At 44.1% G+C, this 16,365-nt stretch carries 14 protein-coding genes; all 14 read right to left on the bottom strand.

Going from position 1 to position 16,365, the window contains the following annotated elements; genetic code table 11:
- Positions 1-6: 6 nt before the first annotated feature.
- Positions 7-1,287 (bottom strand): extracellular solute-binding protein, encoded by a 1,281-nt coding sequence (locus HOP45_RS01275; RefSeq protein ID WP_181347042.1) that lies wholly within the window; start codon positions 1,285-1,287, stop codon positions 7-9.
- 16 nt (positions 1,288-1,303) lie between these two features.
- The gene (locus HOP45_RS01270) at positions 1,304-2,137 is read right to left on the bottom strand and encodes a sugar phosphate isomerase/epimerase family protein (RefSeq protein ID WP_181347041.1); all 834 of its coding nucleotides are present in this window, start codon (positions 2,135-2,137) and stop codon (positions 1,304-1,306) included.
- Between the two features lie 463 nt (positions 2,138-2,600).
- On the bottom strand, positions 2,601-3,368 hold the full coding sequence (locus HOP45_RS01265) for an IclR family transcriptional regulator (protein ID WP_181347038.1): 768 nt from the start codon (positions 3,366-3,368) through the stop codon (positions 2,601-2,603).
- Positions 3,369-3,453: 85 nt separating this feature from the next.
- Positions 3,454-4,059: a serine/threonine protein kinase gene (locus tag HOP45_RS01260; protein ID WP_181347037.1), complete on the bottom strand. Its 606-nt coding sequence runs from the start codon at positions 4,057-4,059 to the stop codon at positions 3,454-3,456.
- Positions 4,060-4,275: 216 nt separating this feature from the next.
- Positions 4,276-4,749 (bottom strand): DinB family protein, encoded by a 474-nt coding sequence (locus tag HOP45_RS01255; RefSeq protein WP_181347035.1) that lies wholly within the window; start codon positions 4,747-4,749, stop codon positions 4,276-4,278.
- A 40-nt stretch (positions 4,750-4,789) separates the two neighbouring features.
- A complete protein-coding gene (locus tag HOP45_RS01250) occupies positions 4,790-5,350 on the bottom strand; it encodes a DJ-1/PfpI family protein (protein ID WP_181347034.1) in 561 nt (186 codons plus the stop codon).
- Positions 5,351-6,121: 771 nt separating this feature from the next.
- On the bottom strand, positions 6,122-6,586 hold the full coding sequence (locus HOP45_RS01245; RefSeq protein WP_181347033.1) for a hypothetical protein: 465 nt from the start codon (positions 6,584-6,586) through the stop codon (positions 6,122-6,124).
- Between the two features lie 153 nt (positions 6,587-6,739).
- A complete protein-coding gene (locus HOP45_RS01240) occupies positions 6,740-8,080 on the bottom strand; it encodes an aspartate aminotransferase family protein (protein WP_181347032.1) in 1,341 nt (446 codons plus the stop codon).
- 192 nt (positions 8,081-8,272) lie between these two features.
- Positions 8,273-9,886, bottom strand: coding sequence for a PucR family transcriptional regulator (locus HOP45_RS01235; RefSeq protein ID WP_181347031.1), 1,614 nt, complete (start codon positions 9,884-9,886; stop codon positions 8,273-8,275).
- A gap of 114 nt (positions 9,887-10,000) precedes the next feature.
- Entirely contained in the window at positions 10,001-10,234 is a 234-nt protein-coding gene (locus tag HOP45_RS01230) for a hypothetical protein (RefSeq protein WP_181347030.1), read from the bottom strand.
- 12 nt (positions 10,235-10,246) lie between these two features.
- Complete coding sequence (locus tag HOP45_RS01225; RefSeq protein WP_181347029.1) at positions 10,247-11,746, bottom strand: NCS1 family transporter; 1,500 nt, start codon at positions 11,744-11,746, stop codon at positions 10,247-10,249.
- A gap of 424 nt (positions 11,747-12,170) precedes the next feature.
- Positions 12,171-13,583 carry a dihydropyrimidinase gene (hydA, locus tag HOP45_RS01220; protein ID WP_181347028.1) on the bottom strand — a complete coding sequence of 471 codons (1,413 nt, stop codon included), beginning with the start codon at positions 13,581-13,583 and terminating at the stop codon, positions 12,171-12,173.
- Positions 13,584-13,608: 25 nt separating this feature from the next.
- Positions 13,609-14,895 (bottom strand): NAD-dependent dihydropyrimidine dehydrogenase subunit PreA, encoded by a 1,287-nt coding sequence (preA, locus tag HOP45_RS01215; RefSeq protein ID WP_181347027.1) that lies wholly within the window; start codon positions 14,893-14,895, stop codon positions 13,609-13,611.
- A gap of 26 nt (positions 14,896-14,921) precedes the next feature.
- Positions 14,922-16,295 carry an NAD(P)-dependent oxidoreductase gene (locus HOP45_RS01210; RefSeq protein ID WP_181347026.1) on the bottom strand — a complete coding sequence of 458 codons (1,374 nt, stop codon included), beginning with the start codon at positions 16,293-16,295 and terminating at the stop codon, positions 14,922-14,924.
- Between the last annotated feature and the right edge of the window lie 70 nt (positions 16,296-16,365).

The following is a 16,365-nucleotide window of genomic DNA, read 5'->3' as shown; positions in this document are numbered from 1 at the left end:
TGAATTTTAATATCCGTTTTCTTCCATTAATTGTCTTATCTTGTCAGCTGCCCCTGTGAGTGCTTCTTCTGCACTCAGTTCACCTGTTATGGCACGATTTAGATGCGTCCCGTAGATTTGCTCAATTTGAGAATACAAAGGAGTACGCGGGCGCCACTTAGCAGTTTGCAACCCTTCTTCTACAGCTTCTAAATACGGGTAGTCTTTCAATAATTCTTCATCCGTTAGGACGCTAGTTCGGGTAGGCAATCCACCCAGCTTCGTCATTTCTGTTTGCACGTCTTTAGATGAAGCCCATTTAATAAATGATAAAGCGCTTTCCTTCTTATCAGACCCTTTCGGAATACCAAAGAGCCAATTACCGATCATAGGCGCATGATCATGACCTTCCGCCTTAGGTACAAGACCATATCCCATTTTACCTACAACCTCTGATTTCTCTTCATCTTCCATTGTTTGTGCCCATACCGGCCATACAATTGACGTTAACCCTTCACCGTTGGCCATTGTTCGCCCTAAAGAATCTGCGTTATAATTCGCTATCCCATCAGGAGCATACTCTGTTAAACTTAAATACTTTTCGAGAGCTTCAACCGCTTCTGAACTATCTAAAGTTACGTTCCAATTTTCATCAAAGAAGTCAGCTCCATGAGACCACAGAAAAGCGTTGAAATTTGTAGCTATAGGGTTTCCTCTAGCCCCTCTGTGGACAAAACCGTAATCAGTTTCACCTTTATGCTCCTCTATGGCTGTCTCAAGGTCTTGCCATGTTTTAGGTATTTCCTCTAATATGTCTTTTCGATAGAAAAACAGCTGTACATTACCAACTTGCGGAACTCCATAATATCTAGATTCTTCATCTTCATCAGCACCAGGCAAACGAGGACCCTCTGGCGCTGGCCACATGCTAACCTGACGTGATGATTTAGCGAAATCGTCACTCGGTGTATAGCCTAATTCATCTAAAGGAGTTAGAAATCCACCACCTGCAAACATTGGCATCCAAGGATCATCAGCAAAAATTACATCATATGTTTTACCTCCATTTCTCAAGTCATTATTGATGCGTTCATATAGAGTGTTATAATCAAATTCATTCCATTCCACCTTAACCCCAGTCTCTTCTTCAAACTCTGGAATTAACTGTTTAATGGCCGAAGACTCAACCCCTGCCACCATAGCTACCGAAATAGTTTCCTCCCCTTCTCCTGAGCTTGTTTCATTCCCGCCACAAGCCGTTAAAACCAATACCATGAGGACGGTTAATGGAATCAGTAGTTTCTTCATGCTCATACCCCTTTTTCTATAAATTGTAAAAACTCCTTTCTATAACCTTAATAGTCTTTTCTTTGGCAATCCTGATGCATTCATCAGGTTCAAGTTCCCAATATTCCGGGCGAAAAACCTCTACTGAGACTGGACCTTTAAAGCCTTTTTGGTAAAGCGAAGCAAATATTCTGTGTAAAGGAATAACCCCCTCCCCTGGCCATAAACGATGGTAATCTCTTAAAACCCCAGGTAATTTCTCTTCACAATCATCTATATGAAAGAGGAACATCTTTTCAAGAGGCAAGGAATCTAAAGCAGTAAAGCTTGAATTCATTGCATGAAAATGAAAACAATCAAAGACTAAACCAAGTTGAGGATGCCCAATAGTTTCAATAATCTCTATAGACTGCTCTAATGTATTCACCGAACAATTTGGATAACCGACAAACTCTATCGCAAGATTTAATTCAGTTTGTTCGATGACTTCTAAAAATTCATTTAGTCTAGTAATAGTTTCTTGTTTGATTACCTGCCAGTCCTGTTCAATATTAAACGTGGGAACAGCGACAATCGTGTCACAATTAATCAATTTTGCCACTTCTATCATTAAAGCTAAATCTTCTTTCATTAAAGCAAGGTCCGTTTTATTTCTGAAAGTAAATTCTTCCAATGCATTTAATGATAGCGGTTTCAAAGATGAAGAGAAAAAAAACCTTTCCAGGTCGTTAACGGAATGTGTAAGTAAATACTCTTTCAGTTTATCGAGCCGAATTTCAATATAGTCAAACCCATGCTTTTCACAATAATATAAGTCATCTTCTAATCGAGAATTATCCAATGATGTAGCTTCATTAAATGCAATCTCCATACACTTCCTCCCCATACACATGTTAAGGTAAGCGCTTACCTAATATTTGATGACTATGTTACATAAATTATCTGATTATTTCAATAAATTTTTCGAAAAGTTATAAGAATGTCTTTAAAATAAGTAAAAAGACTTACACTTTTAAGTAAAAATGTAATAAGATGTCTGACTTCGCAAGGTAACCGCTTAACTAAATTATTTGGTTTACTCTTTCACTATTTAAATAGGCATTATCAAAAGCAAGAACTTCATTGCTTTTGATAATGCCTATTTAAAATTGATGTGACGCTAATTGCGAAGCATCTTTACAATTAAGAAATTATTCTAAAGGGTGGACAGGGAAGGATCGATCTCCCTAAACATACGAGCCAAAATAACTCCCAATATGAGCAATCACACCTGTCAATTAGCTCACAAACTCCTTATTAACCATCCCCGGCTCGTCCATAATGATGGTTCCATTTCATAAACCGAGCGCCTTTGATATCGTGGCCGCAGCATGGTGAACCTCCCGGGCGAAAACAGACAATTTGGCATCATCAACTCGCATGATCGGGCCAGCGATACTGATCCCAGCCACGACTTCGCCTTTATAATTAAAAAGAGGTGCAGCCGCACACGTGATGCCTTCTTCGTGTTCTTCCATGTCAAACGCAACACCGCGGCGCCGGATTTCTTCCAGGTGAGTTTTCATGTCGTCTGGATCGGTAATGGTTTGGTTTGTAAATCGCGTCATCGGACGTTCGCTTAATACGGCATCAATCTTATCTGGCGGCAGGAATGCTAACATGGCCTTCCCGACGCCTGTGCAATGCATGGGCGCGCGCTTGCCGATTCTTGAGAACATGCGTATGGTGGCATCGGGTTCGGTTTTATCGATATAAACAATTTCCAGATTGTCCATCATGACGAGGTGGACCGTTTCCCCAGTAGAGCCTGCCAGCTGTGTCAGGTACGGGGCGGCAATGCGGCGAATATCCAATTGGCTTGAGACGACTTCGCCCAGTTCGATTAATGTCAATCCGAGCGCATACCTTTCATGTTCGGCATCCTGTTTGACGTAACCTTGCTTCAGCAGGGAGCTGAGCAATCGGTGGATGGTGCTTTTCGAGACGTCCAGTCGGTGGGATAATTCCGTGACGCCTAACCCTTCAGGATGGGACTTTAATATATCTAAAATGACTAAGGCACGATCGACCGATTGGACCGTCGTTACTTCTTTGTCCGCCACAGCAGTGACCCTCCAAATCCAATTAAGTACCGGAATTATATCATATTCCCCTATAACAAAGGAGCAGAGATCGCCTCTGCTCCTTCTAGCCTGTCTTTTGTTGCAGCAATCGTTTGCGGTACAATCTGATGACGAGCTCCATGATGAGTTTAGGATACCGTTTCGGGAAGAACCGCCTTTGGTAATAGGCAAAATAAGCTTTTTTTAAATCGCTCCAATGCGGACAATTTTTATGTTGCGTGAACCGGACCACATCAATGACTTTCACAGTTTGATCGGTGGTGAAAATGATGTTTTTCAAATGAATATCCGACGGGTTCAACCCTTTTGACCTCGCATACTCCAGCGCCTCATCCACCATGCTTACCATGCGGGGCGTAATCGGAATGCCCGTTCGAAGGCAATCGTAAAATGTGGTGCCATCTAAATACTCCAACACAAGGTAACCATCGCCTGCCTCCCTCAATTCAGGATAGGCATGATGATGAGCCAGCCGTTGATACACGTCCGCTTCTTTCATCGCCAAGTACTCATATCCCGGATAAAATACTTTGATGGCTTGAGCAGCATCAGGCAGCTTAAACACAGCAGCGCTGCGGCCCTGCCCGATTAATTGAAGCTCCGCTGGTTGGGAGATCACGTGAGTCTGGTCAAATCGAATCGCTTTTACCCATTCTTCTATTGTTTCCATCCGAATCCCCTCTATGGTTGTATCATCTCATCTAAATGTGTCCTGTTATATCTGTTATGACAAAAAGTACGCGTTATGGGGGTAGTTTCATTGCGAAATTATTTATTAATCTTATTATACCAGTATTAAAGCATATATATGGCATATTTTGTGGTACCAAAATAAAAAAAGCCCCTCCGAGGAGAGACTTTTAAAATGGATGACTCGCCGAATCCCTTACCACGTGTCGCCCCCTGATGGAGGCGGCCAACTACCCAGTTGGCGACGCAGCAAGACGACCTGACCACCGTGATAGCTATTGTGAATAACCAGGTCCATGAGTAACGACTGTCGCGTCGTGTTGTCTGTACTACACATTTCATTTAAATCCTTTTCACATTCTTCCTCCGCTATTTTCACGTCATTCGTGAACCGCGAAACCTCTTCATCCCATTCCGCTTTACTCTGGGGCATTTTGTTCCTGGGCCACGATTCGTCACTATGTTCCGGATAAACAGGTTCTTTCCCCTGGATCAACTCTAGTAGGAAACGTTGCCAATAATTCATATGCCAGATCAGTTCCCACACCGTGTACGGTGAACGTTCAATCGTTTCCCCTGCAGTTTCCCAATCTAATTCCTCAAAAACGTTGGATGGATTAACGTGAGCTGAATCTCCTCTTAATCCATTTATTAATGTCTGACTGTTCATATATTCACCAACCTTGATTTCGTATTACGAGAAACCTAACTTAACTCCTTAATTGATTTTTAAAGAATAGTACAGTCTCTAACTCATCTTCCCGATCATCAAAAATGTTCAGTTCTTTTCCCACAGCAATCGCGAACTCAATATAAGCATTGCCTTCAGCCGTAATTAGATTTTCGCAAACCGTTACATCCTTCTCGCTGAGAAAATGGTCATTGAAATAATCTGCATACGCAGGGTTGTCATCAATCGAAGTTGAATATGTTCGTTCCCTCAGAACACCTGCAGCCGCTAAAAAGGTCGGGCCCCCGCAAATTGCTGCCATTCTTTTACCTTGTTCGTCAAACCCTCTAATGAGATTTAACACGCGTTCCTCTTTATGAAATGGGGCTGGCTCGCCGCCCGGTATGATTAAAATATCATAATCAGATGGGTCACATGCTTCAATCTCCACATCAACCTTCACGGTAAATTTTCCTTCGTGAGTAACTTCCTCTTTTAACGCCGTGGTTTTAATATCGACGTCTGAAATACTCAACATGTAAGATAAAGGACTGATTTCCCAATCAACATATCCTTCATATAAAAAGAATAATGCTTTCAATGACTCATCCCCTCATATGGTTTTAGACTAGAGAACAGGACGACTTGGGTGTACCACCTTATTTATGTATGTCATACGATCAGCCCCTTTTCAATTCAAATAATTTTCTGACAAATTAAGTTTACAGGATATCCTCATAAAAGAACACCCTTGTTTAGAGATTGTATTGCGTGAGACTGGAATGTAATCTAGACACGTCAACGTCTTACATTGGCGTGAGGATTCAGGAAACTACTCTGGACGCCGAGACTTTCTCGACTGTCTGAGTCCAAGCGGAAGAGTGGAATTTGAAAAATAAGCCAACTTAAGCCTGGAATGCTCCGTGGGCCGATGTATATAAGCCGTTTTCTGACTAATTAATCTTGCTATATGAGGGAGAAAAAAATTCAATCCAAGTGGTGGGGGATATAAGCCGAGATTGTTACGTTATAAGCCAGCTGGTTGTGTAAATAAGCAAGCTTCATAAGAAATAATCCTGCACTGAGCGGAAGGAAGGTTTGCATGCCACATTTGGATAGAAACGAGCCGAACGAAGCTTCCACCATGCCAAATCCGAACTACACCACGCCAAAATCAGCTACTCATACTCCCACTAGAGAATTTTATAATCTTAGGCCAATTTACAAGCCATCTACTGCGGAATACGATCCAAAACAGCGGCTAACCAATCTGGAAGAGCTACTCTCAGTTTTATCATCGCTTCTGCCGGGTTTATCGTCGTTCCCGCCCCGCATTCTGAAATCAAAACGTGTAAGAGTTCTACTTATTGAGCTATTCATCGTTTTTCAGTTCCTGAAGGGTATCCCAGTTGATAACTTTTTGCTCCTGTTTGCCATCTACTTCATATACAAACTTCAAACGCTCAGCACTATTTAATTCCTCATTTACATTCAATTCCATTATTAACGTTTGATGCTCTGATAATCTATACCCCTGGACATCTTGTTTTTCGCCGATTTTATCCCGTCGATATACACCTGTTTTTTTCGTTTCTGCCCCAATATAAAAATTGGCATTCATAGCTGTACGCTCATCGTTGTTGTTAAGAATATGTAGAGAATCTAATTCAGTACCTTCTTTTCCGCTCCATTCAAAAGGAACGACTAAAAAATAATGTTGCTTGTTTTTAAGTTCACTGGGGTAAATATTACCTAAACTAAATTCTGAGCTTTCTGCCTTACTCTGGCAACCGACAACTAACAAACTGGCCAAAAACACAAACAGGCACTTTTTCAACGAAGAGCACTCCCCTAATAAAGATCTATTTCATTTAAATATAATGACAATTATTTCAAATTTTTATCATTCTCGCAATGATATCTGGCGTTCGTTATTCATTCTCGATACAAAAAAGGGCGCATCCCCTTTTCAGGGGCTGCACCCTTTCATTTATATCTGGTTGATTCCAGCGACCAGCGTATTCACTAATAAGTGTACGTCTTCTTCTTCAATTGTCAGCGGCGGCGCAAGCGTAAGCACATTATTGAAACCTGCAACGGTCATGCCGTTCTTCCCGATAATGATCCCTTTCTCTTTGCAGTAACCGATCACTTGATCGACTTTATCAGAAGCGAGTGGGGCTTTTGTTTGTTTATTCTCTACTAATTCAATGCCTATCAGCAGACCTTTTCCTCTGATATCTCCCACATGGGCATGCGTCTGCAGGCGGTTGTTCAAGTCATTCTTCATAACGTCACCCAATTGTTTAGAGCGCTCAAACAGGTTTTCTGTTTCCATTATTTCAATGTTTTTTAGTGCAAGGGCACAGGAGGCTGGGTTTCCGCCGAACGTATTGACATGGCGGAAGAAATCATAGGTTTCTTGCCCACAAAAAGCTTCATAGATTTCCCGTTTTACGGCTGTGGCAGAAAGGGGCAAGTACGCACTTGTGATGCCTTTGGCCATTGTAATGATATCTGGTTTGACGCCATAATTCATGAACCCGAACGGCTCACCTGTCCTGCCGAACCCGCAAATAACTTCATCTACGATCATAAGGGCTCCGTGGTGCTCACAAATCTTCTTTACTTCTTTCATATACTGTTCAGGCGGGAAGAGGACGCCGCCCCCTGTAATGATAGGTTCCATAATCACACCAGCGATCGACTCGCTTTGTTCCCAAGTCATCACTTGATCGATCTCTTTTGCTCCCCAGCGGTCGAGCTCACTATGGTCATTCCGGTATTCATCTGGCGGGGCCACATGGAGAAATCCGGGTCCTAGTGGCTCGTATTTATATTTTCGTTGCGCCTGGCCAGTTGCAGCGAGGGAACTCGTCGAATTTCCATGGTACGCCCGATATCTGGAAATGAATTTGGAACGGTAATAGTCTCCTTTTTGCTGATGATATTGGCGGACCATTTTGAAAGCAGCTTCATTGGCTTCGGAACCGCTGTTCGAAAAGAATACGACATAATCTTCACCTAAGAGCTGGTTGATTTTTTCACCTAACTTGATAGCGGATTCGTGACTTTGTGTCATAGGCATATATGATAATTCCTTCATCTGTTCAAAAGCGGCCTGAGCTAATTCTTCTCTTCCATAGCCGATATTGACACACCATAACCCAGACATCGCATCTAAAAATTTGTTGCCCTCTACGTCTGTAAGCCATGAGCCTTTGGCACTTTTTATAATCATGGTCGCGTCAGGATTATAGGGTTTCATCGAGTGCCATACGTACTTTTCATCCTTGGTGGGCATTTCATGCTTAACCTCAGCTTTTGTCAACGGAGATACCTCCTTATTTGCTTGTAGATCATCATTTTTTGAATTGTCTCAATTATCTAATATTGATTGAGGTTTTTCATTAGACATTGTGTCAAATGGTTATTTTCTTTCTTTCATAATGACTTATCAATGCCAATAAAAAAACACTTATCCAAATCGATAAGTGAATGACGGTTCGCTTTGCTCTATTTTTTATGGTAAGGTTTCAGATCGTTCCTGAGGAATAGACTGCTGATACTCATAAGCTAAGAGAGCAAACTCGAGGACCTGCCTTTTCTCTGTTTCCATAAAATCGGCCCCAAGCAGTTTTTCCAGCTTTTCTAGCCGATGGTACAACGTTTGCCTGACAACGAACACTCTCGCGGCTGTTTCTTTTTTGGATCCGTTGCAGGCTAAATAAACTTTTAACGTTTCTAAGAGTGTGGTGTTATGTTTGTGATCATACGCGATGATGGGCTCTAAATATTCTTGAACCAGGCCATTTAAATTGCTGTGTTTATGTACAAGTGAAATCAACCGATACATATGCAAATCTTCATAAAAGTACTTCCCATGACCTGGCGGAAGTTTGTCTTGAATGGTCAACGTTTCCTGCGCGGTTTGAAAACTTTCGTATAACCGATCCAACTCCCTCACATATTTTCCACCCGCTACTTGAAAGGATGAAATGCTTGAGGCTTGGAGGAGGCTGATTTTTTCCAATCGTTGAATCCCTCTTTTAATTCTGCTCTTCCAATCTTCTTCGCCTTTTTTGTTCACGAGAATGAATGTGAGCAAATGACGCTTTTCTACCGGGAAAACGAAATAGCCATTTTGATCAAAAATGTTGTGGATCAGCATATTCAAGTACGTAATGTCCGGCGTAGCCTGGTGGTCTGCTGCCAATTTTAATTTCACGGTAAGCGTAACGGCTCCCGTAACCGAGCTATTGATTTTATAAGCCGCTAAGTAGCTTGTGATTTCCTCCAGGCTATGCCCGCCTTGCAGCCATTCAGTCAACCATTCCGTTTCCTGCGCCTTCCTCTTTTCCTCTGTATAAAGTTCACGCAAAAGAAACTGAGCAAGAGCTGTGGCTGTACGATCCAGCAAGAGCGACTCAAATTCACCGAACTCCCGGTGCTCCGACATTAAATAGATGTTCGCGAACTCGCGTTCAAACACTTGGACAGGCTGCTTCAACGTGCATTTTGAAGGGCATTGAGCCGGGTCATTTAAAAGAGAAAGTGTTTTCTCCCGCTCTTTTTCTCTTAGGGTGGGAATGGTGACCACCTTATGATCCTTGGATATGTAAACCAATTGACAATTAACATATTGTTGTAGATTTTTTAAGATGTCAAAATAGTTATCGATCGACAGAAGGCGTTTATTCAAACGTTGGGCATAATCTTCAAGATTCGCAATCAGTTCATATTGCTGGTTGATCAATGCAGCATGGACGTCTTGCGTGATTTCGACGAAGGACACTTCTTCGTTAAAAACCACAATCGGGAAGTCATGTTGATCAGCTAGTTCTATTGCTTCATCCGAAATATGATCGACGAAGCTCCCCAGTTCAATACAAATTCCCGCTACTTTCCGCTTGATCAATTGGCCCAACAAACATAGAAATAAGTCATCATCATTTTTCCAACCAAATCCCGTTGATAAAACTAATTCTCCACCTTTGAGGTTTCCCCTAACCTCAGTCATTTCGAATACGTGCACCCACTTGACTAAACGCCCGAGCCCTTTACGACCAGCCACGACTTCGGCAGACTCAAAGTGATCCCTTTGCAGAATATGTTCAATCGAAATGCGATACTTCATAGAAATACCCCTCTTTAAAGGTACTATAAAGTATCTGAAAAATCTAACCAATTGTGAGATAATCTTACAAAATGTAAGGGACCGAGCATCGTCGATCCCTTGCATGACAACCTATTATACTTTTTGCTTTTTTTGTTGCTGAACTAAAATGGTAGAAAAGTATTTCCTGGCGTCCGGATGAAGGATCTGCAAGACCTCTTGCTTATTTTTCTCTACTTCACTCCCCTGGTACTCGAATTCAAGAAAAGCCCCATTTAAGTTTTCTGTCACCCCTTTGATCATATAGCCTTGCTCGAGTAAAAAATCGATTTTCTCTCGTTCTGCTTCAAATTCTCGATAAGACGACATGGTTGACCCCCTTTAGACTTCTGGTTTTGGTACAATTCCTTCTGTACCCGTACTCTTTCTCTTTCCAATGCTTTCTTCTTCAAATCCTGGTCCGATCTCCCAATCGCGTCCTACTGTGATGCCAAGGTATTCGTCATCACTCGGATTATCGATTTCAGCTTGTGGGTACTTTTTGAAATACCAATATTTCGCTAACAGATAATAGCTGAGTGCACCGACGGCAAATCCGACAAAGAAAGAATAGGTACTGAATGTATACGCAAAGATACTCCCGATGACCCACGAAATACCTCCAGCCCAATTGATGCCTCCGTCATAGCGGTATTGCCCGCCGCTCTTATACAGATCATAGACATTCATCCTTCTTTTTCTTAACAGATAATAGTCGGCAAAAATGATCCCAACGATGACAGACAGGATGGCTGCGGCGATCAGCAAGACGGGAATCAGTAGATTAAATACGCTCCAAGGTTGGATAATTGTTCCCACAAACCCTGCGGCAAATACGCCTGCCCAAAAAGGAAGCTTCGGTCCTCCAACATTAGAGAAAATCGTCGCGGCCGGAACAATGTTGGCTGATACATTCGTCGACCATTGGGCCAGAACAATCATTAATAATAGAATGCCCAGCACTAAACCACTTGCCGATTCTTGTAAGGCTACCACAGGGTCAAAGTTCGAAACGGCAATATAAGAAACGGCACCCAATACAACGATGAACGTTTGCGTCAGAGGCAATGCTACTAAACTTCCTACCAACGCGCCTTTGTTCCGTTTAACCCAGTTCCGTTCATGCTTAGGAGCTTTAATGAAGCGTGAGATAGACGAAATATCAGCAGCCAGGGTGGCCCAATAGCCCATATTACTCACCACCACGACGACGAAAGCAGTAAAAGCTGCCCCGCCTGTGACCGGGCTTTCCACCCATGCCCAGATATCTTTTCCTTGGCTCGAAGCTGTGCCTGCTAAATTGAAATACATCCAAACACCGATAAGGATGATGATCGGAGCAGCCAAATCAGCAAACTTTTCAACTGCCTTGATGCCGAGTGCCGTATTGAATAATTGAAATAATGCAAAAAGCACGTAACAGATAAACCAGTTATCAAAGCCAGTCAAAATATTTAAAATGCCATTGATGGCGGTCGAACCAAAAAACGTATTGATCCCGAACCACATGGATGCTGCCAGACCTCTGACGACAGAAGGGAAATGCGTGCCTAAGGTTCCGAATGGCGCCCTCATATAAACAGGAAATGATATGCCATGTTCAATCCCTATATCTGCGGTCAGCGTAATGGCGAACCCAATCAAAATGGTGCCAAGGAGTGTGCCTAACACGACCCAGATAAGTGAGATCTCTTGAACTCCTGCACCCCCAATCGCAAATGCAGCTAATACAACGGCCATGCCCACCCACATAAACGTAAATCCAAGTGTTCCAATTTTCTTATCCTGATGAGGAATGGGCATAAGGTCCGGCGACATCAAATGATTATCTTTTTTGTCCATGGACAGGACTCCTCCTATTGATTCCTTTAATTTTTTTGACTTATGAAACGTTGTTGATGGACGATGAAATCGTTATTCATTGATCGAGCAAGCTCATGGTTTCGGAGGCTTACATCACGGATAGCGTTTTTCGAAGTGCCGGGACATCATTCGCTTTGGGCACTAAGCAAGCTTCCTTTTCCTGTTACGAGGGTTCGTTCATTTGTATGTCGATGGGGTGGCTTGGAAACGACGAGACTCCCGTGGGAAAAGGAGCTCGGCAAGACCCCACAGGGAGTGAAGCGACCGAGGAGGCTTGCCGGTTCCCCACAGGAAAGCGAGTTGTTTCCAAGCCACCCCTCCCCCTTATACGGTAACGAACCCCCATTATCCCAAAGCTGCTTAGCTTGTTGGTTAATAGCCAAGCAGCTAGGTCAATTTATTCTTATTGATAAAGTTCTTCTTGTGAAGGTTTCAGTTCACCAAAGCGTGCGCGTTTCAGATAGTTTCCGGAACCAACTTTCCCTACGAACTCCTTGTCACGAATAACAAATTCTCCACGTGATAACACACTGACAGGCTGGCCCGTTACGTTCATCCCTTCAAATGGATTGTAGTCTGCAGCCATGTGACTCGTTTCAACAGAAATGGTGCGCTCCACATCTGGATCGAAGATGACCAGATCGGCGTCTGCTCCAACTGAAATCGTTCCTTTTTGCGGGTAGAGGCCGAATGTCTTAGCAATGCGAGTCGAGGTGATATCCACGAACTGGTTCAAGCTGATTCTGCCTTTTTTCACGCCTTCCGAGAAGAGGATGCTCACGCGATCTTCGATGATCGGTCCGCCATTCGGGATCTTCGTGAAGTCTCCTTTTCCTAAATCTTTCTGGCCATTAAAGTCAAAGGAGCACTGATCGGAACCTAATGTCTGCAGTTCCCCATTCTTCAAGGCGCTCCAAAGGACATCTTGGTTCTTTTTCTCGCGAAGAGGTGGGGACCAAACATACTTAGCGCCTTCAAAGTCCGGCTTTTCTAAATAACTCTGATCGAGTACTAAATACTGTGGACAGGTTTCCCCTATGACTTGATAGCCTTTTTTCCTTGCTTCAGATATCTCTTTAACGGCGTCTTCGCACGACACATGAACGACGTACAACTGGGAATCAGCGAGACCCGTCAGTTGTGCCGCTCGACCGGTGGCCTCCCCTTCTACTTCAGGCGGACGTGTCAACGCATGATAGATGGGGTCAGTTTGTCCAGCGGCGAGCGCCTTTTTCACCAGGTGATCGATGACGTCCCCATTTTCTGCATGCACCATAACAAGGGCGCCTAGTCGTTTAGCTTCTTCCAGGGTTCGAAATAGTGTTTCATCATCCGCCTGGAACACATTTTTATACGCCATGAACACTTTAAAAGACGTGATGCCTTCCTCCTCTATAACGCTCGGAAGTTGTTCTAGCACACTATCATTCATTTCGCTGATCATCAGATGAAAGCTATAATCGATGACGGATTTATCCATGGATTTTGCATGCCACTGATCGATGGAGTCCTGGAGCGGTTGTCCTTTGTTGGTGAGGCAAAAATCAATAACTGTCGTCGTGCCGCCATGGGCTGCAGCGATCGTACCCGTTTCAAAGTCATCTTTACTTACCGTACCGCCAAACGGCATCTCTAAGTGCGTATGGGGGTCAACGCCTCCGGGGAAGATATAATTCCCTTTAGCATCAATGACTTCTGCCGCAGAATCGGTAAGATCTTTGCCAATCAAAACGATTTTTTCGTTTTCCACCATAATATCCGCTTTGTACGTGTCCGCTGCCGTGACGATAATGCCGTTTTTAATGATTTTTTTCATCATTCACCCTCCATTGAAAATTTATTTATTTGATTAAGTCCACATCGCATGAAGATACTGCACCGATGGCCGCCTGTCTTTCATTCCATGTCATCGGCGGTTTACCATTCGCGTACTCCACCATATCAATCGCACCATCGACCGGGCAGACGATGGAACACAGATTACACCCAACGCAATCTTCTTCCCTTACTTTCAAAATATCGTTGCCTTGTTCATCTTTAAGCATGTCGATACACTGGTGCGATGTGTCCTCACACGCAATGTGGCACTTATTACAGTTGATGCACACGTCGTTATTGATTTTAGCGACGATTTGGTGATTGAGATCCAAGTTCCCCCAGTCGGAGTACTTTTCGACCGATTGACCGACAAGATCCATCACTGAATTAATGCCTTTTTCATCGAGATAGTTGTTCAGTCCGTCTTTCATATCTTCGACGATACTGAAACCGTGGTGCATAGCCGCTGTACAGACCTGGACGCCCGTGGCGCCCATCAGCATGAATTCGACTGCTTCACGCCAGCTTGATACACCTCCCATGCCTGAAATCGGAACATTGATTCTCGGATGCCGCGCACATTCGGCTACCATATTAAGCGCAATCGGCTTAACAGCAGGACCACAATAGCCTCCATGGGCCCCCTTCCCGGCAACATTCGGAATCGTATCCCATGTATCAATATCTACACCGGCCAAACTATTGATGGTATTGATCATACTCACAGCGTCGGCTCCGCCTTTAACAGCTGCTTCTGCTGTAAACGTGATGTCGGTAATATTCGGCGTAAGCTTGACGATGACAGGCGTTTCCGCCACCTCTTTCACCCAGGCGGTCTGCTTTTCGACGAGTTCAGGAACTTGTCCAGATGCCGAGCCCATGCCGCGTTCCGCCATCCCATGCGGACAGCCGAAGTTGAGTTCCAAGCCGTCGACGCCCACATCTTCCACTTTTTTGACGATCTCATGCCACTTTTCCTGAGTCGGCTCGACCATCAGAGACGCAATAATCGCATGATTCGGGAACTTCTTTTTCGTTTCATAAATTTCTTTTAAATTCACCTCAAGCGGGCGATCGGTGATCAATTCGATATTGTTAAAACCCGCGACATTTTGTCCGTTAAAACCAACGGCCGCAAAGCGGGACGAAACGTTCAAAATCGGCTCCCCCAATGTCTTCCAAACGGCTCCGCCCCAGCCCGCTTCGAACGCCCGTTGTACCTGGTACCCGGAATTGGTCGGTGGAGCAGAAGCTAGCCAAAAGGGGTTGGGAGATTTTATTCCTGCAAGATTCAAACTCAAATCGGCCATGTATAGGTGCCTCCTATTAATAAGTATTAGATGATCGCCGTTGGGGTGGGGTCCAGCTGCTTATGGATCGCCATGGCAATCTCTTTGCCTTGCTGGGCAGCCGTGACGACCATCGCTTCGCCTTGTCCTTTGGCAAAAATCACATCACCCGCTGCATACACGTTCGGGTTGGACGTTTGTAACGTTTCAGGATCCACTTTGACAACGCCGCCTTCATGGTCGAGTCCAAACCCCTCGATCAAATCGGTGTAACGCGATTGCCCAATCGCTTTGATGACGGCATCGACTTCGATATTAAATTCGGAATTCTCTACTGGCACTGGTCTTCTGCGTCCGTCCTCGTCCGCCTCACCCAGATCCATCTTGACACATTTGAGCTGCGTCACCTTCCCAGTGTTATCCCCGATGATTTCGATCGGTTGAGTGAGCCAGTTGAATTCAACGTCATCCTGTTTGGCAAAATCGTACTCAAATTCATACGCCGTCATTTCCTTAGCTGTCCGGCGGTAAACGATTTTCACATCCGCTGCCCCTTTACGAGCCGCACACGTCGCTGCATCAATAGCTGTGTTACCGGCGCCGACTACCACGACATTTTTTCCGAGTAACTCCTTGGTGATGGCTCCTGATTTGGTCCTTTTCACAAACTCAATCGCATCGTGGACCCCTTCAAGGTTTTCTCCTTCAATTCCAAGCATCGGCACATTTCCCATTCCGATTGTTAGAACAATAGAATCATACTGTTCAGCTAGCTCATCAAACGTCACATCGGTCCCAACACGAGTATTCGTTCGGATCTCGACATCCAATTTTTCGACTTGATCCACTTCCCAGCGCGAAATATCCTGAGGTAACCGGAAGGAGACGATGCCATACGTATCTAAGCCTCCCGCTTCCTCTGCCGCTTCAAAAATCGTGACCTCATAACCGAATCGCGCAAGCTCCCGAGCTGCTGAAAGTCCTGCAGGCCCCCCGCCGACTACGGCGACCTTTCTCCCGTTCTTTTCACCTGGTTTGAATAAGATCTGTTCATTCTTAATCGCCCAATCGGTTGCAAATCGTTGTAAATCACCGATCACGATCGGTTCCGTCGAGTGGTTCAGCACACATGCCCCCTCACACAGCTCTTCCGTCGGGCAAACCCGTGCACATGAAGCCCCAACAGGGTTCGCGCTCATGATGGTCGTCGCGGAACCTTTTAAGTTGCCAGAAGCAATCTTTTTGATAAATTTAGGGATATCAATACCTGTCGGACACGCTTTGATACAAGGAGCATCGTAGCAATACAAACACCGATTGGATTCTTCCATTGCTTCCTGGGCATTCAGGCCATCATGGACTTCTTCAAAATTAAGCTTCAAATTCTCTAAGGATATCCCTTTACTCTTCAATGTGGTCAATGCCGTGAACCTCCTTTTAATAAACTGCCAGGTGCATCAATAAAAAAGTTCTACATAGAGAAAAATGATT

This window comes from Thalassobacillus sp. CUG 92003, assembly GCF_013618635.1.
In the GTDB taxonomy this organism is placed as follows: Bacteria; Bacillota; Bacilli; order Bacillales; family Halobacillaceae; genus CUG-92003.
This window is presented reverse-complemented; position numbering and strand designations above follow the sequence as displayed.

What these genes read in the sequence shown, in the direction of transcription:
- HOP45_RS01275 (WP_181347042.1), bottom strand. Translation starts at nt 1,287, where the DNA reads ATGAAGAAACTACTGATTCCATTAACCGTCCTCATGGTATTGGTTTTA.
- HOP45_RS01255 (WP_181347035.1), bottom strand. Translation starts at nt 4,749, where the DNA reads ATGAACAGTCAGACATTAATAAATGGATTAAGAGGAGATTCAGCTCAC.
- hydA (WP_181347028.1), bottom strand. Translation starts at nt 13,583, where the DNA reads ATGAAAAAAATCATTAAAAACGGCATTATCGTCACGGCAGCGGACACG.
- HOP45_RS01260 (WP_181347037.1), bottom strand. Translation starts at nt 4,059, where the DNA reads ATGGAAACAATAGAAGAATGGGTAAAAGCGATTCGATTTGACCAGACT.
- HOP45_RS01270 (WP_181347041.1), bottom strand. Translation starts at nt 2,137, where the DNA reads ATGGAGATTGCATTTAATGAAGCTACATCATTGGATAATTCTCGATTA.
- HOP45_RS01230 (WP_181347030.1), bottom strand. Translation starts at nt 10,234, where the DNA reads ATGTCGTCTTATCGAGAATTTGAAGCAGAACGAGAGAAAATCGATTTT.
- HOP45_RS01225 (WP_181347029.1), bottom strand. Translation starts at nt 11,746, where the DNA reads ATGGACAAAAAAGATAATCATTTGATGTCGCCGGACCTTATGCCCATT.
- preA (WP_181347027.1), bottom strand. Translation starts at nt 14,895, where the DNA reads ATGGCCGATTTGAGTTTGAATCTTGCAGGAATAAAATCTCCCAACCCC.
- HOP45_RS01235 (WP_181347031.1), bottom strand. Translation starts at nt 9,886, where the DNA reads ATGAAGTATCGCATTTCGATTGAACATATTCTGCAAAGGGATCACTTT.